Raw genomic sequence first — 25045 nt, 5'->3', positions numbered from 1 at the left:
GGACCCTGGAGTAGCAAGCACCAGAGTCTCAGGGGGTACACAGTGGAAATCGGCGGCTTGTTCACCGCGCTGCTCTTCGGAGCCATCATCGGCGGCCTGGGCCGCCTGGTGATCCCAGGCAGGCAACACCTCTCGTGGCTGGCCACCATCCTGGTGGGCATCGCCGCCGCCCTGCTGGGCACCGCGGCCGCCACCGTCCTGGGCGTGGCCAACACCCCGGGCATCGACTGGATCGAGCTGGCCCTCCAAGTAGGCCTCGCCGGCGCCGGCGTAACCCTCCTGGCCAACCGCTCCAAGCACAAACTCTCCCACCACTAACCCCAAGCCAGGTGGGTGCGGCCGACCCCCAGCGCCCGCACCCACCACTCCACTCACCCACCCGCCACGCCGCAGACCCGAGCCCGCCGTGCCTCCACGCGTCACCACCGCGCGCCGGACCGCACCGCAACCAACGGGCCCGCGGCCCACCCAGCCACAGGCGACACCAACCCGCGCCCGCCCATCCAACCGAGCCGGCAATCCCACCTCGCCCACGGCTGCCCAGCCACGGCTGCCCACGACCCGAGCCGCGCTGCCCTCCCGCGCCGTCAACGCGCCGGACCCCAGCGCCCCAACGGATCCGCAGCCCACCGGCCAGCAACAGCGACCACCTCAACCGCCTCACCGCACTGCCAAGCACCACCTCACTCGCTGTTGTTCGCCTACGGCCACTCGGAACCCGTGCCACGCTGCCGTCCCGTGTCCTGGACACGCCGGATCTCAGCGCCCAACTGGCCCGTGGCAACCGCAGGCCCGGCCAACAACTACCGCTTCCAGTCACCAACACGGCCCTGCCAAACACCACCTCGCCTGCGGCTGCCCGCCCACGGCTGCTCGCGACCCGAGCCGGGCTGTCTTGCCGCGCCCCCGCGACCACACACGTCCTAAGCCCAGCTGCACTCCCGCACCATCAACACGCTTCACACCCTCAGCACCCAACAAGTCTGCGCCCGCCCCACCATTTCCAGCCGACTCACCGCACTGGCGAGCACCACCTCGCTCGCCGCTGCCCACCTTCAGCGGCTCGCGACCCGACGCCAGAACTCGTCCAAGCCGCCCCCAACCCCCGCCTCCCAGCAGAATCGGTCTCCCCAGAACCCACTTCACCCCGGAAGATCAGCGAACGTTCATCCAGCGGACGACTCGGTCAGCCACAATGCGCGCCTCCAAGCACTTTGAGGAGGACCAGTGGTCCGGTTGTGCACAGGCCTGGTGGCCTTCGCGTTGGTCCTGTCTGCCGCGCCCGCCGCGTCGTCAGCACCAGCGCCGGCCTCAGCACCAGCGTCAGCGTCGGCGTCGGCCCGGTTCCAGCGGTTCGACACGATGTCGGTGTTCCGGAACAGTTCGGCGAGTGAGCACACGGCTGCCGAGATCGCCGCCGCCACCGCGGACGGCAAGCTGGTCGTCTACACCGACTCGCCCGCGCGCCGGATCGGGTTCGCCAAGGTGGGGCAGAAGCTCACGCCCGACGGCGTTGTGCCGATGCCGGGCGAGCCGACGTCCGTCGACATCATCGGCAACCTGGCGCTGGTCGCGGTCAACACCTCGAAGTCGCGCGCCGAGCCGTCGGGCGTGCTGGTGGTGGTCGACCTGGGCAAGAGGGCGGTGGTGGCCACGCACGAGTTGGGCGGCCAGCCGGACTCGATCGACATCTCCAAGGACGGCCGGTTCGCGGCCATCGCGATCGAGAACGAGCGCGACGAAGACGTCAACGAAGGTGAGATCCCCCAGCTCCCGGCGGGGTACCTGACCATCGTCGATCTGGTCGGCCGGGCGCCGGCGGCGTGGCAGTTGCGCAAGGTCGAGCTGGCCGGGATCGCGCAGGTCGCGCCGGCCGACCCGGAGCCGGAGTACATCAGCATCAACGGCCGCGACCAGGTGGCCGTCACGTTGCAGGAGAACAACCACATCGCGATTGTGGATCTGCGGTCCGGCAGCATCGTGAAGCACTTCTCGGCGGGCACGGCCACGGTCGAGGGCGTCGACACCAAGGACGACGGGAAGATCTCGCCCACCGAGACCATCACGGCCGCCCGCGAGCCGGACTCCATCGCCTGGCTGGACGACCGCACGCTCGGCACCGCGGACGAGGGTGATTACCGCGGTGGTTCGCGCACGTGGACGATCTTCGACGCCGAGTCCGGCGCGGTGGTGCGTTCCTCGGGCAACGAGCTCGAGCAGATCGCCATCAAGCAGGGGCAGTACCCGGACGGCCGATCGGACAACAAGGGCGTCGAGCCGGAAGGCCTGGCGGTCGCCACGTTCGGTGGTCACAGGTACGCGTTCGTCGGGATGGAACGCGCCAACCTCGTTGCGGTGTACGACGTGAGCAACGCGCGCAAGCCGCGTTTCGTGCAGGCGTTGCCGACCGGTGTCGCGCCGGAGGGTCTGCTGCCGATCCCCGCGACCGGCACGCTCGTGGTCGCTGCGGAGGAGGACGCGGCGGGTGACGGCATTCGCTCGTCGCTCAGCGGATACCGCCTGACTCGCGCGCCGCTGGCGTTGTCGTTGGCGCACAACCAAGGCACGCCGTCGATCGTGTCGGACGGCATCGGATTCGGTGCGCTGTCGGGGCTTTCCGGCATCCCCGGCAACTACCGTGACGTCGTTTCCGTGACGGACGCGGCGTACAGCCCGACGAAGATCTTGACCATCGACACCGTCAAAGCGCCCGCACGGGTCCGCGAAGAGCTCACGCTGACCAAGGACGGCCACCCCGTCGGGTACGACGGCGAGGGCATCGCCGCGCGCAGGGGCGGTGGCTACTGGATCGCGGTGGAAGGCGACGGCAAGCAGAAGCCGAACCTGTTGCTGGAAGTGGCCGCGAGTGGCGCTGTCGTCCGGGAGATCCCGCTGCCGGAGTCGGTTGCGAAAACCGCTACCAGCAACGGGTACGAAGGCGTGACCGTGATCGGCAGCGGCACGTCCGAGCAGGTCTGGCTCGCCGTGCAGCGGGAGTGGAAGGCCGACAAACCCGGCCAGGCCACGTTGGCCCGGTACACGCCGGCGACCGGCGAGTGGGGTTTCGTCGCGTACCCGCTCGACGCTCCGCAGGCCGGTGCGTGGATCGGGCTGTCCGAGGTGACCGCGCTGAACGACCGCACCTTGCTGATCCTCGAACGCGACAACCAGCGCGGTGACGCGGCCAGGACGAAGAAGGTCTACCGCGTCGACATCAGCGGTGTGACGCCGGTGCCCGCGGGCACCGAGAAGCCGGTGGTCGCCAAGAAGGTCGCCAAGGACCTTCTGCCCGCGCTCCAGGCAGACGGCGCCGCCACGCACGACAAGCCGGAAGGCCTGGCCGTGATCGGCTCCTGGCCGTTCCAGCGGCTGGTCGGCGTGGTGGACAACGACGGCGTGGACGACGCTCCCGGTGAGTCGGTGTTCCTGCGCCTTGGCCGGATCTGATGTCATGAGGCATGACTGAACGTCGTCACACCGTTCTGGAGGGCACCCGGATCCCTCGCACCACCAATCCGGACGCGAGCCAGGTCGAGGCGGCAGTCCTCGACCTGGCCAGCGAGAACACCGTCGTCCTGTCCGAATACCGCGACGACAACAGCTACATCCAGGTGTGGCAACGCCCCGACGGCCTCTACCAGCTCGAACACCGCGAAGGCTCGCCCATCGAGCACTTCCGGACGATCACGGTGTCCGCGGCCAAGGTCAACGCCGCCTTCACCGGCTGGCTGCGGGAGGACGACAGCTGGGCCGAGCCCTTCACCTGGAAGACGATCAGCGAGCTGTTCTAGTCCGCGGAAGGCTTCAGCGACAGGTAGGCCGGCCGCAGCAGGTCGACGAGGTTCGACGAGCGCACGGTGATCGGCACGGCGTCCAGCTGGTCGAGCACCGCGTCCGTGCGCACCACCGCGGTGGGGTCGCCCAAGCTCAGACCCGTCGTGGTTTGGCGCTGCCAGAACGTGTCCAGGCACTTCGTCAGCGGCGGCGCCTCATCGCGGGCACGAGCCGTCACCGAAGCGTGCGTACCGCGCAAGGTCCGCAGGCGTTCGAGCAGGTCCTCACGGCTGCGCCCGCGCCAGGCGAGGATCTCGAACGGGTCGTTGTCGAACGACTCGGCCAGCAGGTAGCAGGTGGCGGCGAGGTGCTTGCACGGGACTTCCCAGTCCGGGCAGCTGCAGTCCATCGTCAGTTCGCGCTGCGTGGCGGGAAAGAGCTGGAGCCCCAGCGACGCGAACAGGGTCTCGATGTCCGGCGGCATCTCGCCGGCCAGCAACTTGGCCGCGTACAGGGCTTTCCCGGCCAGAGCGTGCTCGATGCGCTGCCATTCCGGCGTGGTGAACGACTTGATCGCGATGCGCGTCTTGTACGGGGTGGGGCGCGAACCCTGCACCAGGGCGATGACCATGCTGGTGGACAAGGAAAGCGACAGCACCTGGCCCTGGCGCGCGTAGTTGCGGCCACGGGTCAGCCGGCCGCCCATGCCGAACGACTCAAGCACCTCGATGAAACGGCGCGACCACCAGGTGACGCCGATATCGCCGCGCTTGCTCGTGGCCTTGATGCCGTTGTCCACCTTGATGGTCTTGCCATAGCGGGGGCGTTCGCCGGACCAGTGCTCACTCACCGATGGCCTCCCCTGACAGCGTCAGCAGGTCGCGCAGCTGGGACGTGGACAGCTCGGTGAGCCAGTTCTCGCCCGCTCCGACGACCAGCTGGGCCAGCGCGCGCTTCTCCTCGATCATGGCGTCGATGCGTTCCTCGAGGGTGCCGATGCAGACGAACTTGCGCACCTGCACGTTGCGGCGCTGGCCGATGCGGAACGCGCGGTCGGTCGCCTGGTCCTCCACCGCGGGATTCCACCAGCGGTCCAGGTGGATCACGTGGTTGGCGGCGGTGAGGTTGAGGCCCGTGCCACCTGCTTTCAACGACAGCAGGAAGAGCGACGGACCCTTGCTGTCCTGGAAGCGTTCGACCATGCGGTCACGGGCGGCCTTGTTCGTGCCACCGTGCAGGAACATCACCTCGGTGTCGAAGCGCGCGGCCAGGTAGGGCACGAGCATGCTGCCGAACGCGGTGAACTGCGTGAAGCACAACGCTTTGTCGCCCTCGGCGAGCACTTCCTCCAGCACCTCCTCCAGGCGCGCGAGCTTGCCGGAACGGCCGGCGATCCTGGAACCGTCGCCGAGGAAGTGCGCCGGGTGGTTGCAGACCTGCTTGAGCTTCGACATCGTCGCGAGCACCAAACCCTTGCGCCCGATGCCTTCCGCCTCCTCGATCTTCTCCAGCATGTCGTTGACGACCGCCTGGTAGAGCGAGGCCTGCTCGGTGGTGAGGTTGCACAACTGGCGCATCTCGACCTTGTCCGGCAGGTCACTGATGATGCGCGGGTCGGTCTTAACCCTGCGCAGCACGAACGGGTTCGTGATCTTGCGCAGGCGAGCGGCGGCGTCCTGGTCGTTGTGGCGCTCGACCGGCACGGCGAAGCGCGCGCGGAACGTGTTGACCGTGCCGAGCACGCCGGGGTTGGCGAAGTCCATGATCGACCACAGCTCGGCCAGCCGGTTCTCGACCGGGGTGCCGGTCAGCGCGACGCGGTGACGTGCCTTGAGCTGGCGGACGGCCTGGGACTGGCGGGTCGCGCTGTTCTTGATGTTCTGCGCCTCGTCGAGCACCACGCGGTCCCAGGTGAGGTCGCCCAGCGCGTCGGCGTCGCGGGCGGCCAGGGCGTAGGTCGTGAGCACCAGGTCGTGGCTCTCGACGGCCTCGCGCAACGCGTCGCCGTCCAGGCGGTCCGCGCCGTGGTGCACGTGCACCGACAGCTCCGGGGTGAACCGGGCGGCCTCGCGTTGCCAGTTGCCGACCACCGACATCGGGCAGATCAGCAACGTCGGCGGGCGCTTGCCGTGTGAGCGGTTCAGCGCTTCGAGTGCCAGCAGCTGAACGGTCTTGCCGAGCCCCATGTCGTCTGCGAGGCACGCACCCAGGCCGATCTTGTCCAGGAAGGCGAGCCAGGCCAGGCCGCGCTGCTGGTACGGACGCAGCCGCGCGAGGAAGGTCGCCGGTGGCTCAACGGGTTCGACCTGTTCGTCGGCCTTGCCGGACAACAGGTCGCCGAGCCAGCCGTCGGCCTCGACGGAGATCAGCGGGAGCGGCAGGCTCTCGTCCTCCTCGGTGAGTCCACTGTGGAGCATGACCTCGGCAGCGGTCATCTGGCCACCGCCGCGCTTGAGGAACGCGAGCCCGGCGGCGAGCCGCTTCTGGTCGACCTGCACCCACTGGCCGCGCACCTTCACCAGCGGCACCTTCGCCCTGGCCAGCTCGGCGAGCTCGGCGTCGGTGAGCGCGTCCTCGCCGAGGGCGAGCTCCCACTTGTAGTCCACAATGGACTTCAAGCCGATCTCGCTCTCCTTGGCGACGGTTCCGGCTGTGCCGCGGCTCTTCGTGCTGAGCTTCAGCCCCAGTTTCGTCGTCTGCTGCCACCACGACGGCAGCAGCACACCGAACCCTGCCTGCCCCAGCACCGGTGCCGCCGTCAGGAACCGGTACGCGCCCTCCGCATCGACCTCCATCTCGGCGGGATGCGAGCCGCGCAACGCCTCGTCGAGGTCGGGGTGCAGCCTGCTCGCCCGCCCCAGGTCTGCCAGCAGGTGCTCCTGCGGTGCCGGGATCCAGCGCCGCAGCACGCCGTCGTCGGCGAACCACACCTGAGCGGCGGGCACCAGCACGCTCGGTTCGTCGACGGCCTGCAGCAGGAACTCGATCGCCCACTCGTCCTCGTCGCGCTGTTCGGGCGAGCGCAACCGGAAGCACGTGCGCACCGGGCTCTCGTTGCCCGCGCTGTGCCGCCACCGATCGAGCTGTTCGCGCAGCTCGTAGAGCTCCACCGGGTCCGCGTCGAACGCCGGCTCGCCGGTGAGCGCGGCGAGCCACGCCTCCGCGGTCGTCTCCCGGCCACGCCGCTTCGGCGCGAGCCCCGTGCCGTCGAGCCGGTCCCGCACCTGCTCGTCGACCGCGGTCGTGAGCGCGGCGCGAACCAGTTCGGCCGGGTCGCTGACGATCTCCTCGCACCGGCAGGCGGGCGGCATCGCGGCCTGCAACGCCGCGAACCGCGCGGAGTCCGTGCCCGACAGCACCGGCACCCACCGCGCGACGGCCTGGTCAGCCGCGACCGACGGCAGCACACGACCGCGGTCGACGAGGTCGGCGGCGAACCCGGCCACGTCGAACACGAACCGCGCGGAGTCGCTCAGCCGCACCTCGGCGACGGGCTCCGGCCTGGTGGTGAACCTGATCGTGGGCACGCCCCACTGCCGCAGCTGCACCTTGCCGCGCTGTGCCCGTCCGGCTGCCAACGGGTCGCGGACGAGCTCCGGCGAGGCCATCGGCCCTGATGAGAAGGACGGCAGCAGCAACGCCCTGGTGATCGTCTTGGGGGCTTCCTGACCGAGCGCGGCGGCCAGCGACTCGGCCGTCGCCGCGAACGGGTGCGGTGCGTCCCGTCGAGCGCTCTCACTGCGTGCGGGCAGCCCGGAGTCCTCGGCCCACAGCGCGAGGACGCCGTCGGTCGTGCACAGGCCATGCAATACGAGCACCTTCGAACCCTATGTGCTCACATTGGTGCCATGGTCGAAGACTCCCCTGTCGTGCTGGACGGTCAGTCCCTCGGCGCCGACGACGTGGTGCGCGTGGCGAGATATCACGCCCCGGTGACTCTGCACGCGGACGGCCTCGCACGCCTCGATGCGTCGTGGCGCGCCAGCCAGCGCCTGGTGGTGCGACGACAGGTGTACGGCCGCACGACGGGCGTCGGCGCGAACCGCGACCAGATCATCAGCACCGAGGGCTGGGCCGAGCACGGCCTGCGCCTGCTGCGCAGCCACGCGGGCGGCCTCGGCGGCATGCTCCCCGAGGAACAGGTGCGCGCCATGATGGTCGTGCGCCTCAACCAGCTCCTCGCGGGCGGCGCGGGGGTGCGCCCGGCGGTGGCCGACGCCCTGCTCGCCGCCCTGAACAGCAGCTGTTACCCCGGCGTGCACGAGTACGGCGCGATCGGCACGGGTGACCTCACCGCGCTGGCCGAAACCGGCCTGACGCTGCTCGGCGAGCGCTACTGGCTCGGCTCGACGCAGACCCCGGATCCGATCGAGCTCGACTCGGGCGACGCGCTGGCGTTGATCAGCAGCAACGCCCTCACCATCGGCATGGCGGGCCTCGCCTGGCAGGACGCGCACCAGTTGCTCAAGGCCACCCACGTCGTCGCGGCACTGTCGTTCCTGGCCGTCGACGGCGCGGTCGAGGCCTACGACGAACGCGTTCACCTCGGCCGCCCGCACCCCGGCCAGGTCGCGGTCGCCGCCGAGATGCGCCGCCTGCTGGCAGAGCCGTCCCGCCCGCCGGCCCGCATCCAGGACCCGTTCGGCTACCGCTGCTTCCCGCAGATCCACGGCCCGGCCGTGGACGCGGCCACCGACCTCGGCCGCGTCCTCGACGTCGAGTTCAACGCGGCAGCCGAGAACCCGCTGATCGTCGCCGACCAGTTCGGCCCCGAGGACGACGCCGCCTACCACCACGGCGCCTTCCACAGCGCGTACCTGGGCCAGGCCCTCGACCGGCTCCGGTTGTCGATGCTGCACACCGGCCACCTGTCGACGGCACGCCTCACCACGCTGGTGGAGCCGAGCTTCACCGGCCTGCGCCCGTTCCTGGCGGAGGGCGTGCCCGGCAGCTCGGGCGTGATGATCCTCGAGTACAGCGCCAACTCCGCGCTGGCCGAGGTCCGCACGCTCGCCGAACCCGCGAGCATCGGCAACGCCGTGGTGTCGCGCGGCCAGGAGGAGAACTCGAGCTTCGCCTTCCAGTCCGCCTCCCAAGCCCTGCGATCGCTGACCGCGTTCCGCCTGGTGCTGGCCTGCGAGGTCGTCGCCGCGGTCCGCGCCCTGCGCCTGCGCGGCATCGCCCCGGAGACACCGTCGCTGCGCGCCGCCTTCGAGACCGCCGAGTCGAAGCTGAACCCGGAGATGTCCGACCGCCAGCTCAGCCCGGACGTCGAGGTGGCCTCCGCCCTGCTCGACGACTTCGCCACCTTTTAGGCGATCGACTTAGGGCCATCGCCGGAAATCCCGGCCTTGATCTCCACCTTACTTGAGCTCTTACGGTGAGCGTGACCAAGTTGATCGAGGTGGGGATGTGGTCGTGATGCGTGCTGTCCGTGTGCACGAGTTCGGTGGGCCAGAGGCACTTCGCGTGGACGAGGTGCCCGAACCGGTGGCCGGCCCCGGACAGGTCGTGGTCGGCCTGGCGGTCGCCGACGTGATCCTGCTCGACACGCTGCTGCGCCGGGGCTGGGGCGGCGAGTTCTTCCCGCGGCACCCGCCCTACGTCCCAGGCGGAGGCGGCGCCGGACACGTGCTGTCGGTCGGCGAGGGCGTGGACCCGGCCTGGCTGGGCCGCCACGTCGTCGGCCGCGGCCCTTCCGGCTACGCCGAGCAGGTCGTCTTCGCGGCCGACGAGATCGTCGAGGTCCCGGAAGGCCTGAGCTCGATCGAGGCGACGGCCATGCTGCACGACGGCGCCACCGCGGTACTCCTCTCCCGCCGCACGAAGATCGCCGAAGGCGACTGGGTCCTGGTGGCGGCGGCCGCAGGCGGCGCGGGTTCGCTGCTGGTGCAACTGATGCGCGACGCCGGCGCCCGAGTGGTCGCGGCGGCCCGCGGCGAACGCAAGCTCGCACTGGCCCGCGAACTGGGCGCGGAACTGACCTTCGACTACTCGGTCGACGGCTGGCAGGACCGGGTCCGCGAGGCGACGGGCGGCGTCGGCGAGGCGGCGGGCGTCAGCGTGGCCTTCGACGGCGCGGGAGGACCACTCGGCAAGGCCGTGTTCGAGACAGTGGCCACCGGGGGCACCTTCGTCACCTATGGCAGCTCGGACGGTTTCGCCGACATCGACCCCGACGTGGCAGCCGCGGCCGGCGTGCACGTCGACAACGTGCTGGGGGCCGGAGCTCCCGACCCGGCGACCGTGCGCGAAGTCCTGACGGAGGCGCTCACCCTCGCCGCTGCCGGTCGCATCCGTCCGGTGATCGGCGCGACGTATCCGCTGGCAGAGGCCGAGAAGGCGCACCGGTCGCTCGAGGAACGCGCCACCCTCGGCAAGTCGCTGCTGCTCATCTAGCGCAGGCTCACCGAGCCAGGCCACCGGGTTGCGCCGCCATCCCCGGTACGGCGCAGCCAGGCACGACTCGGCCCAGCCCGGCGCGGCCCAGCCCGGCGCGGCCCAGCCCAGTCCGACGCGGCTCGGCTCAACCCGGCGACCTGGCACAACCCGCCGCGACCGGCTCAACCCACGTCGTCCGCCCGCTGCCCTTCACCAGGGCCGAGAGATTGGTTGTCCTGATTCGCTTCCTCGCCCCTCTAGTTCACGACGCAGTCCCCGCGGACACCGAGAGGAACACGGGCGGTGATGATCCAAAGGCCGAGTTTCACCCGATCGAGACGTCCTGAAACAGCGTTACCAATCCCTCGCATAACGAGGAAGCGCGCGGGCTGGCGAACCGAAGAAACACCGCCGGCACCAAGGGCCTGTCGACCCCAAAGGCCCCGCCGGACGACCAGGCCCTGCCGGACGGCCGGGTTGCGCCGCCATCCCCGGTACGGCGCAGCCCGGCCGACCTGGCGCGGCATGGCTCAGCCCACGTCAGCCGCCCGCCACCGACGGCAGGATCTGGATCTCGGCGCCGGCCGGCAGCGGGGTGGCGGGCCCGGACAGGCGGCGGCACTCCTCGCCGTTGACGTAGAAGTTCACGTAGCGGCGCAGGACGGCGCGTTCGTCGCGCAGCCGGCGGTCGAGGCCCGGATAGGTGTCGGCCAGGACGTCCAGGGCGCCGCCGAGGGTGGCGGGCTCGGGGACGTCGACGTCCACGTGGGAGGCGCCGTCGGTGGCGGTGCGCAGGACGCCTGGGATCAGGACCGTCACCTTCACGTGGGGATCACCGCCGCTCGCACCGACATCACGTCCGGCAGGTGGGCGGCCACCTGGTGCCAGGTCTCGCCCTCGTCCGGGCTGGCGTAGACCTCGCCGGAGCGGGAGCCGAAGTAGACGCCGGGGACGGGGGCGTCGTCGGTGCACATCGCGTCGCGCATCACCGCGGTCCAGAAGTCGTCGGGCAGGCCGGTGCCCAGGGCTTCCCAGGACGAGCCGGCGTCGCGGGAGCGGTAGACGCGGCACTTGCCTTCGGGTGGGAAGCGGCGGCCGTCGGCCTCGATGGGGAAGGTGAAGATCGTGTCCGGGTCGGCGGGGTGCACGACCATCGCGAAGCCGAAGTCCGTGGGCAGGCCGTCGGCGATGGACTGCCAGGAGTCGCCGCCGTCGTCGCTGCGGTACACGCCGTGGTGGTTCTGGGCGTAGAAGCGGGAGGGTGCGGCCGGGTGCTGGGCCACCTTGTGGACGCACTGGCCGAATTCGGGCCACGGGTCCGGGAAGAAGTAGGCCTTGATGCCCTTGTTGCGGGCTTCCCAGGACTTGCCGCCGTCGGCGGTGCGGTAGACGCCGCCGGTCGACATCGCGACGAGCACGCGGTCGGGGTCCACCGGGTCGGGCACGATCGTGTGGACTGCCTGGCCGCCGAAGCCCGCTTCCCATTCCGGGCGGTGCGGGTGGTTCCAGAGGCCCTCGACGAACTCGAACGAGCGGCCGCCGTCCGTGGACTTGAACAGCGCTGACGGCTGGGTGCCCGCCCACACGACGCCTGGCTGGGAGGCGGGGGCCGGTTGGAGTTGCCACACGCGTTCGAGCGCGGCTTCGTCCACCGGGAACGCGATCGGCGGCGAGGAGGACTCCTCCCAAGAGGCTCCGAGGTCTTCCGAAATGGACACGCCCGGCCCGAAGTGCGGTGACGCCACGCCCGCGAGCAACCGCAAAGGACCGCGGGTGTCGAAGGCGACCGCGTACACCTCCTGCATCGCGTGGTGTGGTCCGTCGAGCTGCCAGTTGACCCGATCCTCGCTGCGGGCGAGCCACAGTCCCTTGCGCGTACCGATCGCCACAACCACCGTCATCGCAACGCAGCCTCCTGCCGAAGAATGTGATGCGGAGCACGTTACGCCGGGGGTCTGACAATTTCCGGCCACCAAAGAATCCCCACGTAGACCTGCAAGTTACTCACTGGTAGCGTCCGAATGGAGACGAAGGAGGCGCCAGTGCTGCTCGACCCGAACCACTACGACCCCGCCCACCTCGACGACGAGACCCGCCGCCTGCTCAGGGCGACCGTCGACTGGTTCGAGGCCCGCGGCAAGCGGCAGCTGATCGCCGACGCGCAGGACAAGGTCTGGTACACGGAGTTCCTCGACTTCGTGAAGCAGGAGAAGCTCTTCGCCACCTTCTGCACGCCCGCGAGCGTGGACGGCACCAAGCGCTGGGACGCCGCCCGCAACGCCGCGTTCAGCGAGGTGCTCGGCTTCTACGGCCTGCAGTACTGGTACGCCTGGCAGGTCACGGTGCTCGGCCTCGGCCCCATCTGGATGAGCGGCAACGAGGAGGCCAAGCAGAAGGCGGCGGCCCTCCTCGACAGCGGCGCGGTCTTCGCGTTCGGCCTGAGCGAAAAAGAGCACGGCGCCGACGTCTACAGCACCGACATGATCCTCACGAAGACGGAGACCGGTTACACGGCCACCGGCAGCAAGTACTACATCGGCAACGGCAACGTCGCCGGCATGGTCAGCGTGTTCGGCAAACTCGCCGACTCCGACGAGTACGTCTTCTTCGCCGTCGACAGCCAGCACGAGAACTTCAAGCTGGTCAAGAACGTCGTCGACAGCCAGATGTTCGTCAGCGAGTTCCGGCTCGAGGACTACCCGCTGACCGAGAAGGACGTCCTGCACCGCGGCCCCGACGCCTTCTCCGCCGCGCTGAACACCGTCAACGTCGGCAAGTTCAACCTCTGCACGGCCAGCATCGGCATCTGCGAGCACTCCTTCTACGAGGCGATCACGCACGCCCACAACCGGATCCTCTACGGCAACCCGGTCACCGACTTCCCGCACGTGCGCCAGAACTTCGTCGACGCCTACGCGCGCCTCACCGCGATGAAGCTCTTCGCGGACCGCAGCGTCGACTACTTCCGCAGCGCCAACGAGAACGACCGCCGCTACCTCCTCTTCAACCCCATCACCAAGATGAAGGTCACGAGCGAGGGCGAGAACGTCATCGACCTGCTCTGGGACGTCATCGCGGCCAAGGGCTTCGAGAAGGACACCTACTTCACCCGCGCCACCGCCGACATCCGCGCACTGCCCAAGCTCGAAGGCACCGTGCACGTGAACCTGGCTCTGGTGCTGAAGTTCATGCCGAACTACCTGTTCAACCCCAAGGCCTACGAAGAGGTCCCGACCCGCCACGACGCGGCGGACGACGACTTCTTCTGGCACCAGGGCCCAGCGCGCGGCCTCGGCAAGATCCAGTTCCACGACTGGGAGCCGATCTACACCGAGCACGCCCACCTGCCCAACGTGCGGCTGTTCCACGAGCAGGCGAACGCCATCAAGACCCTGCTCGCCACCGCCGCTCCCGACGCGGACCAGCAGAAGGACCTCGACTTCCTGCTGAACCTCGGCCATCTCTTCACCCTGGTCGTCTACGGCCAGCTGGTACTGGAGCAGGCCAAGATCACCAAGACCGACGAGAGCGTGCTCGACCAGATCTTCGACGTGCTGGTCCGCGACTTCGCCGGCTACGCGACCGCCCTGCACGGCAAGCCGAGCAGCACCGAGGCCCAGCAGCAGTGGGCGCTCTCGCAGATCCGCAAGCCCAACGTCGACCAGGCCCGCTTCGACGCCGTCTGGCAGCAGGTCGTGGCGCTCTCCGGCCAGTACGAGATGCGCCCCTAGCACAGCCAATCAGGACACAAGGGGGCAAAGCGACGAGCTTTGCCCCCTTGACGTATGTGTTCCACAAACGTTTACATGAGACGCCGCCGCACTCCACAGCCAAGGGAGCGCGTGCACGTGGACCACCGCAGATGGCGTACCGCAGCAGTAGCCGTCCTCATCGCCGCCGGCACCCTCATTTCGCCTGCCCAAGCCCAGACCGCACTCAAAGACGACGGCCTCGCCCTCACGCCGCCGATGGGCTTCAACAACTGGAACACCACGCACTGCCGCAACGACTTCAACGAAGAGATGGTCAAGGGCATCGCCGACATCTTCGTGAACAAGGGCCTCAAAGACGCCGGCTACGAGTACGTCAACATCGACGACTGCTGGGCCCTCCCGGAACGCGACGCGCAAGGCGACCTCGTCCCCCACCCGACCAGGTTTCCCAACGGCATCAAGGCCGTCGCCGACTACGTGCACGGCAAGGGCCTCAAGTTCGGCATCTACACGTCAGCGGGAACCAAGACCTGCAACAAGGACGGCGGTTTCCCGGGCGGACTGAACCACGAGGAGCAGGACGCGAAGCTGTTCGCGAGCTGGGGCGTCGACTACCTCAAGTACGACAACTGCAACAACCAGGGCGTGGACGCGAAGCTCCGCTACACCAAGATGCGCGACGCCCTCCACGCCACCGGCCGCAAGATCGTGTTCAGCCTCTGCGAGTGGGGCCAGAACAAGCCGTGGGAGTGGGCGAAGGACGTCGGCCACCTGTGGCGCACCACCGGCGACATCAGCGACAACTGGAACTCCATGGTGTCGATCGCCAAGCGCAACATGGAGCTCGCCGACTACGCGGGCCCCGGCCACTGGAACGACCCGGACATGCTGGAGGTCGGCAACGGCGGCATGACGGACCTCGAGTACCGCAGCCACTTCAGCCTCTGGTCGATCATGGCCGCACCGCTGCTGATCGGCGCGGACCTGCGCAAGGTCACCCCGGAGACGTTCGAGATCCTGGAGAACCGCGAGGTCATCGCCGTCAACCAGGACAAGCTCGGCGTGCAGGGCAAGGTCGTCCGCAACCAGGGCGGCAACCACGTCCTGGTGAAGCCGCTCAGCAACGGCGACAAGGCCGTGCTGCTGTTCAACGAGAACGACAGCGCCGCCAACATGTCCGTGCCGGCACAGGAACTCGGCCTCACCAAGGCAAGCGGCTACAAGGTCCGCGACCTGTGGGCCAAGACCACCACGCACACCGCGGGCTCGATCAGCGCCGCACTCCCGCCGCACGGCTCCGCGATGTTCCGCGTCAGCGCGGCCCAGAACTGGTACCTCTACCCACCGGCCATCACCACGGCCGCGGACGGCCAGGTCCTCTATCCCGGCGCGTTGCCGATCGTGCAGCCCGGCAAGTCCGTCACCTACACGACGTCGGTGACCAACACCGGCCGCCTGCCGATCGCCCTGGTCCAGGCCGCCCTCCAGGTCCCCCTGGGCTGGACCGCGAAGGCGACGTCCAGCAGCTTCAAGGCGATCCTGCCCGGCGAGAAGGCCTTCAGGACCACCTGGCAGGTGACGGTCCCCCAGGACGCGGCCTCAGGCCGGTTCCCGGTCAGCGCGAGCTTCACCTTCCACAGCCCGCACGAGAACAACCCGGTGACCAGGCAGTACTCCACCGAGGCACTGGTACCCGGCGCGGCACCGAAGGGCGAGCTGTTCGTCAGCGACCTGAAATGGCTGCGCAGCGCCAACGGCCACGGCCCGGTCGAGATCAACACCACCAACGGCGAGGCCAAACAGGGTGACGGCGGTCCGATCACCATCCGCGGCAAGGTGTTCACGAAGGGCCTCGGCACGCACGCCCCCGCCCACATCGAGTACTACACCGGCGGCAACTGCTCGAAGGTCACCGCGACCATCGGCATCCAGGACAACAAGGTGAACCCGCTGAGCCTCGTGAGCTACGAGGTGTGGGCCGACGACAAGAGGGTCTACGACAGCGGACCGGTCAGCGGCACGGACGCCGCGAAGTCGTTGGAGGCCAACGTCTCCGGCGCGACGGTCACGCGCCTGGTCGTCCTCGACGGCGGCAACGGCAAGTCCTACGACCACGCCAACTGGGGTGACCTGAAGATCACCTGCTAGTCCGGGGACTGATAACGCTCCAGAGCCGCGATCATGAGTTCGAGCCCGAACTCGAACTCATGGTCGTGGTCGTAGGCGCCCAGTTCGTCGATCACCTCGGCGGACAACGGAAACGCCGACGTGTCAACGTCTTCGTACGGCGACAACGCGATCCCGCCGAGCTCCGGCGAGGTCGCGACCTCCCTCATCAGCGTGCCCAGCAGGTAGGACACCATCGCCCGCATCATCCCGACGGCGATCTTGCCCCGGAAGCCCGCCCGGTCGAAGTTCATCAGCGCGGCCTCGATCGTCCGGAACCCCGCCTCGGTGCTCAGCCGCCGCGTCGCCAGCATCACGAACGCCCGCGGGTGTTGCAGCGCCAGCTCCCGCACCGCCCGCGCGTGGGCCCGGATGTGGTCACGCCAGTCGTCGCTGTCGACGTGGTACGGCCGCGCCTCCGCCATGATCCGCTCGGCGGCGAGGTCGACCAGCACGGCCTTGTTCGGCACGTGGTTGTACAACGACATCGTGCCCGCGCCCAGTTCGGCGGCGAGGCGCCTCATCGAGACGGCCTCCACGCCCTCACGTTCGATCAACCGCACGGCCGCATCCACGATGCGTGCGCGGGTCAACGGTTCACGTGACGAGGACACTGGCGGAGACCATACGACGTGGAGTAGCTTCCCTGCGACGTACGGCGTACGTAGGAGGGTCGGCCGGCATGACCGAATCCAAGGCGCTCAGAGCGCTGCGCGAGGCGATCGTCCTGGAGCACATGGAATGCCAGAACGATTTCGACTTCGACACCTCCCTGAACGCGTTTCCGCACCCGCGGTACGAGATCATGGCGTCCGGCCAGGTGCTGGACGGCGTGGACGAGGTCCGCGCGTACTGGCAGCGCACCATGGCGACGTTCCCGGACCAGCGCAACAAGGTCATCGACATCCACCACGCCGATGACGCGGTGGTGGTCGAGTTCGAACTGTCGGGAACGCACCTGGGCAGCCTCCTCGGTGAGGAACCGACGAACAAGTCCTTCAAGGTCAGGATGGTGGGTTTCTTCCTGTTCGAGAAGGACGTCCTGATCTGCGAACGGGTGTACGGCGACAGCGCGACCGTCATGAGTCAGCTCGGACTGCTCGCCGCCCCCGACGAATACACCGGGCCCTACTGAAACACCACGCGCACCTCGCCGACGACCTGACCGCCGCCGAGCACCGGCACCGACAGGTGTTCCTTGGCCGGTGACACGTCGTAGCCGAGCTGCGCCAGCGCCGTCAGCCCGATCGCCGTCGTGGCGCGGGGGTTGCCGTCGAGCACCTTCACGGCCACCGCGTGCCCGGCCGCCGTCGCCAGCACGAGCACCCCCTCGGCGCCGCCCTTGGCCACCACATCCGGCAGCAGCTGCATCACCACGGTGTTCACGTGCCCGGTTCCACCGACGTACTCGGGAAACTTGCGCATGGCATCGGCAACGGGCGTGCGCACCAAGCCCTGCATCGCACGCGCCAAGCCGTGCAACGACAACGCGAACACAGGCGCACCGCAACCGTCGATCGCGGTATGCGCGACGGACTCGCCGGACAGGTCCTCCACCGTCCGCAACACCAGCTGCTGCAACGGATGTGCCGGCTCCAAATAGGTCTGGGTGGGCCACCGGGCGGCCACGCACGCCGCCAGCATCGACGCGTGCTTGCCGGAACAGTTCATCCGCACCCGAGACGGTTCCGTCACCCGTTGCCGCGTCGCTTCGTCCTCCGGCCAGGACGGCGGGCAGCGCAGCAACCCCACCGGCAACCCGCCGAGCAGCTGCATCACCAGCTCGACGTGCCGGTTCTCCCCTGTGTGCGACCCGGCCGCGATCGCCAGCGCGGGTCCCGCAAGCGGCGCCCCGGCCGACAGGCACGCCAGCGCCTGGAACGGCTTCATGCACGACCGCGGCAGCACCGGATCCTTCGCGGCCCCAACGGAAACTCCGACCTCGCCGGACGGCAGCAGCCCGACCACGCTGCCGTGGTGCAGGCTCTCCACGAATCCGTTCCGCGTGACCTCAGCGAGCAGTGCGGGCACGGGAAACCTCCAGGCGGTGCGCCAGCCTGGACAACGCCAGGTTGACCACCAGGTAGATGAACGCCACGACGATGAAGGTCTGGATCAGCAGACCGTTGTAGTTCGCGAGCACCCGCCCGTTGAACAACAACTCCGTGTAGGACACGACATACCCCAGCGAGGTGTCCTTCAACAGACTGACAGCTTGGGTCACCAGCAACGGCGTCATGTGCCGTACGGCCTGTGGCAGCACCACGAACCGCGTCACCACGCCGTCCGCCATGCCCAGCGACAACCCCGCCTCGCGCTGCCCGGGATCGACGGACTCCACGCCCGCCCGGAAGATCACCGCGTAGGACGCCGCGTGCGACAACGCCAGCGGCACCACGAGCTTCCAGAACAGCGGCAGGTTCACGCCGAACGACGGCAGCACGAACAGCATCACGTACACCAGCAGCAGCACCGGGACCGTGCGCATGACCTCGGCGTAGGCGCGGGTGAACCGGTTGGGCCGCAACGCGAGCAGCAACCCTCCCGCCATCGCCAGCACCCCCGTCGCGAACGCCGCCACCACCGTCGACCACAGGCCCCCGAGCAGATAACGCCAGACGGGCCAGGTCAGATACGGCCTCCACCGAACTGGGTCCAGCTGTCCGTTCGCCGCGAACTGCCGCAACCCCAAGGCCACCAGCCCGGCCAGCACCAGCGCGGACACCACCGAGACCCAGAACACCCTGCGCCGGAACCGCGGTCCGGGAGCGTCGAACATCAGGCCAGCCGCCGTTCCAGCACCCGTGCACCGAACCCGATCCCGGCCGCGAGCACCAGATAGCAGAGCCCGACACCGGTGAAGACCAGCAACGGCTGGGCGAGCTCCAGGTTGATCCGTTGCGCCGCACGGGTCATGTCCACCACCCCGACGACACCGGCCAGTGCCGTCGCCATCGTCAACGCGATCGCGATGTTCGCCAACGGCTGCACCACCCGGCGTCCGGCCTGAGGCAGGATCACGTGCCGAATCGACTGCCGGACTGACAGCCCCAACGCCCGTGCGGCCTCACCCTGCCCGGAGGCCACCGAGTTCACGCCCGACCGCAGCGCTTCCGCCACGAAAGCGGCCTCGTACAGCGCGATCGCCGTGAAAGCCGTCCAGAACAACGGCATCTTCAGCCCCACCTCGGGCAACCCGAACACGAACAGCACCAGCCAGGCCAGCAACGGGATGTTCCGCCACACCTCGACGTAGACCGTGCCGACCCCGCGCAGCAACGGCACCGGCACGATCCGCAGCACCGCGACCAGCAGACCGACGGTCACCGCACCGGCGAACGACAGCAGGGTCAGGGCGATGGTGTTCAGAAAGCCTTCGAGGACCAGGCTCATGAGGCGATCGCGGGTGGCGCCGGCGCGTCGCCGGTGACCACGGTGCCGATCGTCTGCTTCCAGACGTCCTGCCACAGCCCCGACTTGCCGATTTCCCGCAGCCAGTCGTTGACCACCTTGGTGAATTCGGCGTCACCGTGCTTGATGCCAATGCCGTACGGGTCCTCGGTGAACGGCTCACCGACCAGCTGGAGCTCGCTGTCCTTCGACGCGTCGGCGACCAGGATCGCCTGGTCCTGCACGTAAGCCTCGCCACGGCCCTGTTTCAACGCGGTCAGGCACTCGGGGTCCGAGCCGAACTCGACGATCTTCGCGGTGGGCGCGGCATCGCGCACCGCCTTCACCCCAGGGGTGTTCGCACCCACGATCACCGTCTTTCCCGCCAGGTCAGCGGGTTTCGCGATGCCGGACGTGCCCTTGCGCACGGCGATGGCCTGCCCGGACTCGTAGTACGGGCCGGCGAACGAGACGCGCTCCGCCCGCTGCGGGGTGATCGTGTAGGTCTGGATGATCACGTCGACGGTTCCGTTGGCCAGCAACGGTTCGCGAGTCTCCGAAGTAGCGCTGAGCAGCTCGGTCTCCGCCTTGCCGACGAGGTAGTGCGCCAGCAGCTTGCCCAGGTAGGCGTCGAAGCCGGTGAGCTCGCCGCTGATCGGGTCGAGCTGCGAGAGCAACGGCGCGTCCTGGGAGCCGCCGATGAGCAGCTTGCCGCGCTTCTTGATGCGGTCCACGGCCGAGCCGGGAGTCACCTGACCTGTGTAAACGGGCGCTTTGGCGAGCAGGGCGTCGATCTTGGTGCCACCGGCGCCCGGCACCGCGGACTCACCGCCGGCGCATCCGGCCACGAAGAGCAACACCGCTGCTACGAACAGTCTCCCCATGCCCCGAAGCTACTGAGCGCGATCAAGCGGGCACAAGATACGACAAAGCCGCTTGTCCAATAGTGGACAGGCGGCTTGTCTTGATCAGATGCGCTGATCAGTCAGACTCAGACGGCGCGAACGCCCTGGGCCTGCGGGCCCTTCTGGCCCTGACCGATCTCGAACTCGACCCGCTGGTTCTCCTCGAGCGACTTGTAGCCGTTCGCCTGGATCTCCGAGTAGTGGACGAACACGTCGGCGCCACCGTTGTCGGGGGAGATGAAGCCGAAGCCCTTCTCCGCGTTGAACCACTTGACGGTGCCCTGTACTGCCATCTTGCTACTTCTCCTCTAACAGGTGCCGGATCGCGCTCGCGACCACCGGGTCAAGTCACCAGCGGCGCCTTCTCCGGAACCTGGAGAAACCACTCACTCGCGACCTCGTTCCGCGAGCGGGGCTGATCCACGAACACGAAACGTACGACCTTGGACAGTGAACCACGACCTCCCGCTCCCAGTCGAGCACTCGATCTCGCTGCTACCGTGAGATGCCAAACGACCCCCGCGGAGGTCTTCGTGCCGGAGCAGCCGACGTTGTCGATCAAGGCCGCGATCGCGCCAGAAGTCGCTGGTGGCCTGCATTCGCTCGCCGAGAAGCACCTGGCGAACGCCGGGCGGGAGGACCAGCGGCGGACCGGCGACGTCATCACGAACACCTACACCGGCACCTCCTCCGGCACTGTGATCCAGATCGGCAAGGTGCACGGACAGGTCAACGACAACCGGGGCCGGTAACCTGGTGGGTCGTTGACCCAGGGGGCCGTGCTTGACCGGCAGCGAACGACTGCTCTTCTTCTTCGTAGGCTTGGTGACCACGTTCGTGTTCATCCGCATCAGCGTGCGGTTGATCAGGGCGAAGGTGCGCTGGTGGCCACGCAACATCGTGCACGGCGACACGCACGTGCATCACGTCGTGTTCGGCACGGTGCTGCTGTTGTTGTCCAGCGTCACGAACCTCGTCATCCCGGACGACATGCACGGCGCCAGGCTGGCCGCCGCGGCGGGCCTCGGGGTGGGCGCGGCACTGGTGCTGGACGAGTTCGCGCTGATCCTGCACCTGCGGGACGTGTACTGGATGAAGGCGGGCCGGCTGTCCGTCGACGCCGTGTTCCTCGCGATCGGCCTCACCGGGACGTTCCTGCTCGGCGCACGCCCGCTCGGCTACGACGAGGTGCTGCAGCTCAACCCGGAGACCACGCCGACCGACACGTTCACGCTCAGGGTGATCACCATCGGCGTGAACCTGTGCTTCGCGATCGTGGCGCTGCTCAAGGGAAAGATCTGGACGGGCCTGCTCGGCCTGCTCGTCCCGGTGGTGCCCGCGGTGGGTGCCGTGCGGCTGGCCCGGCCCGGTTCGCCGTGGGCGCGCTGGCGCTACAAGGAGGGCACGCGCAAGCTCGCGCGGGCATACCGCAGGGAGGCGCGGATCCGGCAGCCCATCATCCGCGCGAAGATCGCCGTGCAGGAGTTCATCTCGGGACGCCACGACCTACCTGATCAAGACAGGCCGTGACGCGGGTCCGAATCACCCTCCGAGAATGTCCTGCTGTGCACAAGCGGCAGCGAGGTCTCCGGCGCACAGTTCCGCCGGCTTGACGATGCCCTCGGTCACCAGCGTGCGCACGCTCTCCTTCTTGATCAGCGTCGCGCCGAGCAGCACCGACTTGATGTCGCGCCGCGCGACGGGATCCCGCAGGTTGCCGGTGGCGAGGTCATCGGCACCCTCCAGGTCGCCGCGGGCGATCGCGATGGCCAGCCTGGCCGCGGCCTCGGCCTCGTCGCGCACCGGCTTGTAGACGGTGACGCACTGGTCGCCGCGCAGCACGGCCCGCAGACCGTCCACAGTGGCGTCCTGCCCGGTGACCGGGACCTTGCCCGCGAGGTTCTTCTTCTTGAGCACCCCGATGACCGCGCCGGCCAGGCCGTCGTTGGCCGCGACCACGCCGTCGACCTTGCCCGCGTTGTCGTTCAGGATCTGTTCGAACAGCTGCCCGCCGAGGTCGTTGTTCCAGTCGGCGACCGGCTGGGATTTCACGAGCTTGAGCGCGCCGCTGTCGTACTTCGTCGACAGCCGTGACTTCTGGCCCTGGGTGAAGAGCGTGGCGTTGTGGTCCGTCGGGGCGCCCTCGATCTCGATGATCTGGGCACCCGGCTTGTCGCCGAGGCAGGTCAGCAGGCCGTCGGCCTGGAGCTGGCCGACGTTCACGCTGTCGAAACCGACGTGGTACTCCGCCTGGCCGCCGAGCGTCACGCGGTCGTAGTCGATGACCGGGATGTTCGCGGCTTTCGCCTTCTTCTGCACCGCGAGACCGCCCGCCGCCGACAACGGCGTGATCATCAGGACCTTCACCTTGCGCCGGATCATCTCGTCGGCGATCTGCGCGAACTTCGCTTCGTCGCCCTCCGCGTTCTCCATGAACGGTTCGATGTCCGCGTAGTTGAACGCCTGCGTGAGCAGGGGGCGATCTTGTTCTTCCCAGCGCGTGGAAGTCGTTCGGTCGGGAAGGATTACCCCGACGATTGGTTTGGGTCCACGCGTGGGCAGCGTCGGAGAGCCCTGACCTGCGTCACCGCAGGCAGAGAGGAGAAAGAGCAGGCACGCCGACGTTGCCATTACCCGTCTTCGCATAATCGCGAAGTTCATCGCTTGAATGTTGTTAAGTCAAGATTTCTTCCCACCCATTACGCTCCGCTTCCGATCGGCTACAGTTCGATTCCGTACGAAAGGCGCTGATGCGCAGCGAAATTTCGTGTCAGTGTGTCTGACTTGGGCGGCAATCGGGGGCCGCGCTGTGTTGTTGGATCCAGCCCTGACCGGGTGTGAGGAGACAGCTAGGTGAGAACGCGCAGAACCGTGATGGCGGTGGCGGCAACGGTGTCGCTGATCGCCGCGGGCACTTCGGCGGCGGGGGCCGCGCCGGCCTCGGCCGCGGGCCAGCAGGACACGGAGTACACCGTCCTGATCGAGGACCCCGGAAACCGCGACTTCGCGATCGACGCCGTGCACGCGGCGGGCGGCGAGGTCGTGCGGGACAACCAGGCCATCGGTGTGCTGACCGTCAAGGCTCCTGCGAACGGGTTCGTGGAGAAGGTTTCCGCTTCGGACCAGATCGTCGGCGCCGCACGCACCAAGCCGATCGGTCACGCTCCCGTGGCGCAGGCCGAGAAGGCCAAGCGGGAGAACGTCGAGAAGGAGAACAAGGCCGCACAGGCGAACAAGGCGCCCGCGGAGTCGAAGTCGACGGCGGGCATGGACCCGCTCGACGGTGACCTCTGGGGCCTGAACCTCGTTCGCTCCAACATCGCGCGGGCCAAGCAGGCCGGCGACAAGCGCGTGTACGTCGGCATTCTCGACACCGGCGTGGACGGTTCGCACCCGGACATCGCGCCGAACTTCAACAACGAGCTTTCGCGCAACTTCACCGTCGACATCCCCAACGACTCCGACGGTGGCGTGTTCGACGGCCCGTGTGAGTTCCGCGGTTGCGTCGACCCGGGCAACTGGGACGACGGCGGCCACGGCACGCACGTCGCCGGCACCATCGGCGCCGCTGCCAACGGTTTCGGCATCTCCGGTGTCGCGCCGAACGTGTCGCTGGTCAACATCCGCGGTGGCCAGGACGCCGGCTCGTTCTTCCTGCAGCCGGTCGTGGACGCGCTGACCTACGGCGCCGACATCGGCCTCGACGTGATCAACATGTCGTTCTACGTCGACCCCTGGTACATGAACTGCATCAACGACTCCACGGCGTCGGCCGAGGAGCAGCTGGAGCAGCGCACGATCATCGCGTCCGTGCAGCGCGCGCTGAACTACGCGCACCGCAAGGGCGTCACGCTGATCGGTGCCGGTGGCAACAACCACGAGGACCTGGGCAAGCCGCGGACTGACACCGTCAGCCCGAACTACCCGCCCGGCCACAACCGGCCGCGTCCGGTCGACAACGCCACCTGCCTCAACCTGCCGACCGAGGGCAACCACGTCATCTCGGTCTCCTCGCTGGGCCCGTCGACCGCCAAGGCCGACTACTCGAACTACGGCCTCGAGCAGACCGCGATCTCGGCTCCCGGTGGCTACTTCCGCGACGGCCTCGGCACGCCGTGGTACCGCACCAACGAGAACCTGATCCTGTCGACCTACCCGCGCAACGTCGCTCTCGCCGAAGGCGCGATCGACGAGGCCGGCAACATCACCCCCGCCGGTCTGGCCGCGGGCGTGAAGAAGGCCGTGCAGGGCGACAAGGTCGGCTACTACCAGTTCCTGCAGGGCACCTCGATGGCCGCCCCGCACGCCGCTGGTGTCGCCGCGCTGATCGTCAGCCAGTACGGCAAGAAGGACAAGAAGAACCCCGGTCTGACCCTCGACCCGGACAAGGTCGAGAAGGTGCTCTACAAGACCGCGATCCAGCGCGCGTGCCCGAACCCGCGCACTGTGTCGTACGTCAACGTGGGCCGCTCGCCGGAGTTCGACGCCACCTGTGAAGGTGACTCGAAGTTCAACGGCTTCTACGGTCACGGCATCGTGGACGCCTACGGCGCGGTCACCCGCGGCGGTCAGTTCATCTAAGTCCTTGTAGGACAACGAAAGGCCCCCGGGTTCTTGACGGGGGCCTTTCGCATGCGACGAAAGTGGACTCTCCCCGCCACCTTCGTCTGAAAGATCCGGTCTGCCTTGACCGTGCCGTAGCGGCATAGTTTCAAC

General features: G+C 68.4%; 22 protein-coding genes. 11 read left to right on the top strand and 11 right to left on the bottom strand.

Annotation, left to right across the window (positions count from 1 at the left end):
- Positions 1-42: 42 nt before the first annotated feature.
- The 3 genes from ACWGE0_RS11545 to ACWGE0_RS11535 all read left to right on the top strand — a co-directional run bounded on the left by ACWGE0_RS11545 (position 43) and on the right by ACWGE0_RS11535 (position 3791).
- Complete coding sequence (locus tag ACWGE0_RS11545; protein ID WP_452260807.1) at positions 43-318, top strand: GlsB/YeaQ/YmgE family stress response membrane protein; 276 nt, start codon at positions 43-45, stop codon at positions 316-318.
- Between the two features lie 1044 nt (positions 319-1362).
- A complete protein-coding gene (locus tag ACWGE0_RS11540) occupies positions 1363-3447 on the top strand; it encodes an esterase-like activity of phytase family protein (RefSeq protein WP_452260806.1) in 2085 nt (694 codons plus the stop codon).
- Between the two features lie 11 nt (positions 3448-3458).
- Positions 3459-3791 carry a hypothetical protein gene (locus tag ACWGE0_RS11535; protein WP_452260805.1) on the top strand — a complete coding sequence of 111 codons (333 nt, stop codon included), beginning with the start codon at positions 3459-3461 and terminating at the stop codon, positions 3789-3791.
- On the opposite strand, the gene ACWGE0_RS11530 is transcribed toward ACWGE0_RS11535, so the two are convergent.
- Both ACWGE0_RS11530 and ACWGE0_RS11525 read right to left on the bottom strand, forming a co-directional pair.
- A complete protein-coding gene (locus ACWGE0_RS11530) occupies positions 3788-4624 on the bottom strand; it encodes an SWIM zinc finger family protein (RefSeq protein WP_452260804.1) in 837 nt (278 codons plus the stop codon). The genes ACWGE0_RS11535 and ACWGE0_RS11530 overlap by 4 nt on opposite strands.
- Complete coding sequence (locus tag ACWGE0_RS11525) at positions 4617-7592, bottom strand: DEAD/DEAH box helicase (RefSeq protein ID WP_452260803.1); 2976 nt, start codon at positions 7590-7592, stop codon at positions 4617-4619. The genes ACWGE0_RS11530 and ACWGE0_RS11525 overlap by 8 nt, the downstream gene beginning before the upstream one ends.
- 30 nt (positions 7593-7622) lie before the next feature.
- On the opposite strand from ACWGE0_RS11525, the gene ACWGE0_RS11520 reads away from it, so the two are divergent.
- Positions 7623-9089: an aromatic amino acid ammonia-lyase gene (locus tag ACWGE0_RS11520; protein ID WP_452260802.1), complete on the top strand. Its 1467-nt coding sequence runs from the start codon at positions 7623-7625 to the stop codon at positions 9087-9089.
- A 106-nt stretch (positions 9090-9195) separates the two neighbouring features.
- The gene (locus tag ACWGE0_RS11515) at positions 9196-10173 is read left to right on the top strand and encodes a zinc-binding dehydrogenase (RefSeq protein WP_452260801.1); all 978 of its coding nucleotides are present in this window, start codon (positions 9196-9198) and stop codon (positions 10171-10173) included.
- A 522-nt stretch (positions 10174-10695) separates the two neighbouring features.
- On the opposite strand, the gene ACWGE0_RS11510 is transcribed toward ACWGE0_RS11515, so the two are convergent.
- Positions 10696-10980 (bottom strand): MoaD/ThiS family protein, encoded by a 285-nt coding sequence (locus ACWGE0_RS11510; protein ID WP_452260800.1) that lies wholly within the window; start codon positions 10978-10980, stop codon positions 10696-10698.
- Entirely contained in the window at positions 10977-12056 is a 1080-nt protein-coding gene (locus tag ACWGE0_RS11505; protein WP_452260799.1) for a WD40/YVTN/BNR-like repeat-containing protein, read from the bottom strand. Before ACWGE0_RS11505 ends, ACWGE0_RS11510 begins: the two co-directional genes overlap by 4 nt.
- Positions 12057-12176: 120 nt before the next feature.
- Between ACWGE0_RS11505 and ACWGE0_RS11500 the strand changes: the two genes are divergently transcribed.
- A complete protein-coding gene (locus ACWGE0_RS11500; RefSeq protein WP_452260798.1) occupies positions 12177-13886 on the top strand; it encodes an acyl-CoA dehydrogenase family protein in 1710 nt (569 codons plus the stop codon).
- 117 nt (positions 13887-14003) lie between these two features.
- Positions 14004-16016: an NPCBM/NEW2 domain-containing protein gene (locus ACWGE0_RS11495; RefSeq protein WP_452260797.1), complete on the top strand. Its 2013-nt coding sequence runs from the start codon at positions 14004-14006 to the stop codon at positions 16014-16016.
- Here ACWGE0_RS11495 and ACWGE0_RS11490 read toward each other — a convergent pair.
- Positions 16013-16648: a TetR/AcrR family transcriptional regulator C-terminal domain-containing protein gene (locus ACWGE0_RS11490; protein ID WP_452260796.1), complete on the bottom strand. Its 636-nt coding sequence runs from the start codon at positions 16646-16648 to the stop codon at positions 16013-16015. The two genes, ACWGE0_RS11495 and ACWGE0_RS11490, sit on opposite strands and share 4 nt — an antisense overlap.
- 68 nt (positions 16649-16716) lie before the next feature.
- Here ACWGE0_RS11490 and ACWGE0_RS11485 point away from each other — a divergent pair, with 68 nt between their 5' ends.
- Positions 16717-17169 carry an ester cyclase gene (locus ACWGE0_RS11485; RefSeq protein ID WP_452260795.1) on the top strand — a complete coding sequence of 151 codons (453 nt, stop codon included), beginning with the start codon at positions 16717-16719 and terminating at the stop codon, positions 17167-17169.
- On the opposite strand, the gene ACWGE0_RS11480 is transcribed toward ACWGE0_RS11485, so the two are convergent.
- The 5 genes from ACWGE0_RS11480 to ACWGE0_RS11460 all read right to left on the bottom strand — a co-directional run bounded on the left by ACWGE0_RS11480 (position 17163) and on the right by ACWGE0_RS11460 (position 20622).
- Positions 17163-18065, bottom strand: a complete 903-nt coding sequence (locus tag ACWGE0_RS11480; protein WP_452260794.1) for an asparaginase — start codon at positions 18063-18065, stop codon at positions 17163-17165. The two genes, ACWGE0_RS11485 and ACWGE0_RS11480, sit on opposite strands and share 7 nt — an antisense overlap.
- Entirely contained in the window at positions 18046-18813 is a 768-nt protein-coding gene (locus ACWGE0_RS11475; protein WP_452260793.1) for an amino acid ABC transporter permease, read from the bottom strand. Before ACWGE0_RS11475 ends, ACWGE0_RS11480 begins: the two co-directional genes overlap by 20 nt.
- Positions 18813-19427 (bottom strand): amino acid ABC transporter permease, encoded by a 615-nt coding sequence (locus tag ACWGE0_RS11470; protein WP_452260792.1) that lies wholly within the window; start codon positions 19425-19427, stop codon positions 18813-18815. The genes ACWGE0_RS11475 and ACWGE0_RS11470 overlap by 1 nt, the downstream gene beginning before the upstream one ends.
- Positions 19424-20308 (bottom strand): glutamate ABC transporter substrate-binding protein, encoded by an 885-nt coding sequence (locus ACWGE0_RS11465; protein ID WP_452260791.1) that lies wholly within the window; start codon positions 20306-20308, stop codon positions 19424-19426. Before ACWGE0_RS11465 ends, ACWGE0_RS11470 begins: the two co-directional genes overlap by 4 nt.
- 107 nt (positions 20309-20415) lie before the next feature.
- A complete protein-coding gene (locus ACWGE0_RS11460) occupies positions 20416-20622 on the bottom strand; it encodes a cold-shock protein (protein ID WP_045310925.1) in 207 nt (68 codons plus the stop codon).
- A gap of 207 nt (positions 20623-20829) precedes the next feature.
- Here ACWGE0_RS11460 and ACWGE0_RS11455 point away from each other — a divergent pair, with 207 nt between their 5' ends.
- Positions 20830-21081, top strand: a complete 252-nt coding sequence (locus ACWGE0_RS11455) for a hypothetical protein (RefSeq protein ID WP_452260790.1) — start codon at positions 20830-20832, stop codon at positions 21079-21081.
- A gap of 73 nt (positions 21082-21154) precedes the next feature.
- Positions 21155-21859 (top strand): hypothetical protein, encoded by a 705-nt coding sequence (locus tag ACWGE0_RS11450; RefSeq protein WP_452260789.1) that lies wholly within the window; start codon positions 21155-21157, stop codon positions 21857-21859.
- A 12-nt stretch (positions 21860-21871) separates the two neighbouring features.
- On the opposite strand, the gene ACWGE0_RS11445 is transcribed toward ACWGE0_RS11450, so the two are convergent.
- Positions 21872-22975 (bottom strand): sugar ABC transporter substrate-binding protein, encoded by a 1104-nt coding sequence (locus tag ACWGE0_RS11445; RefSeq protein ID WP_452260850.1) that lies wholly within the window; start codon positions 22973-22975, stop codon positions 21872-21874.
- A 228-nt stretch (positions 22976-23203) separates the two neighbouring features.
- Here ACWGE0_RS11445 and ACWGE0_RS11440 point away from each other — a divergent pair, with 228 nt between their 5' ends.
- The gene (locus tag ACWGE0_RS11440; protein WP_452260849.1) at positions 23204-24910 is read left to right on the top strand and encodes a S8 family serine peptidase; all 1707 of its coding nucleotides are present in this window, start codon (positions 23204-23206) and stop codon (positions 24908-24910) included.
- The last annotated feature ends 135 nt before the right edge of the window (positions 24911-25045 follow it).

The organism is Lentzea sp. NPDC054927, assembly GCF_053610285.1.
The sequence above is the reverse complement of the archived record's forward strand: the minus strand, read 5'-3'. Positions and strand labels throughout refer to the sequence as shown.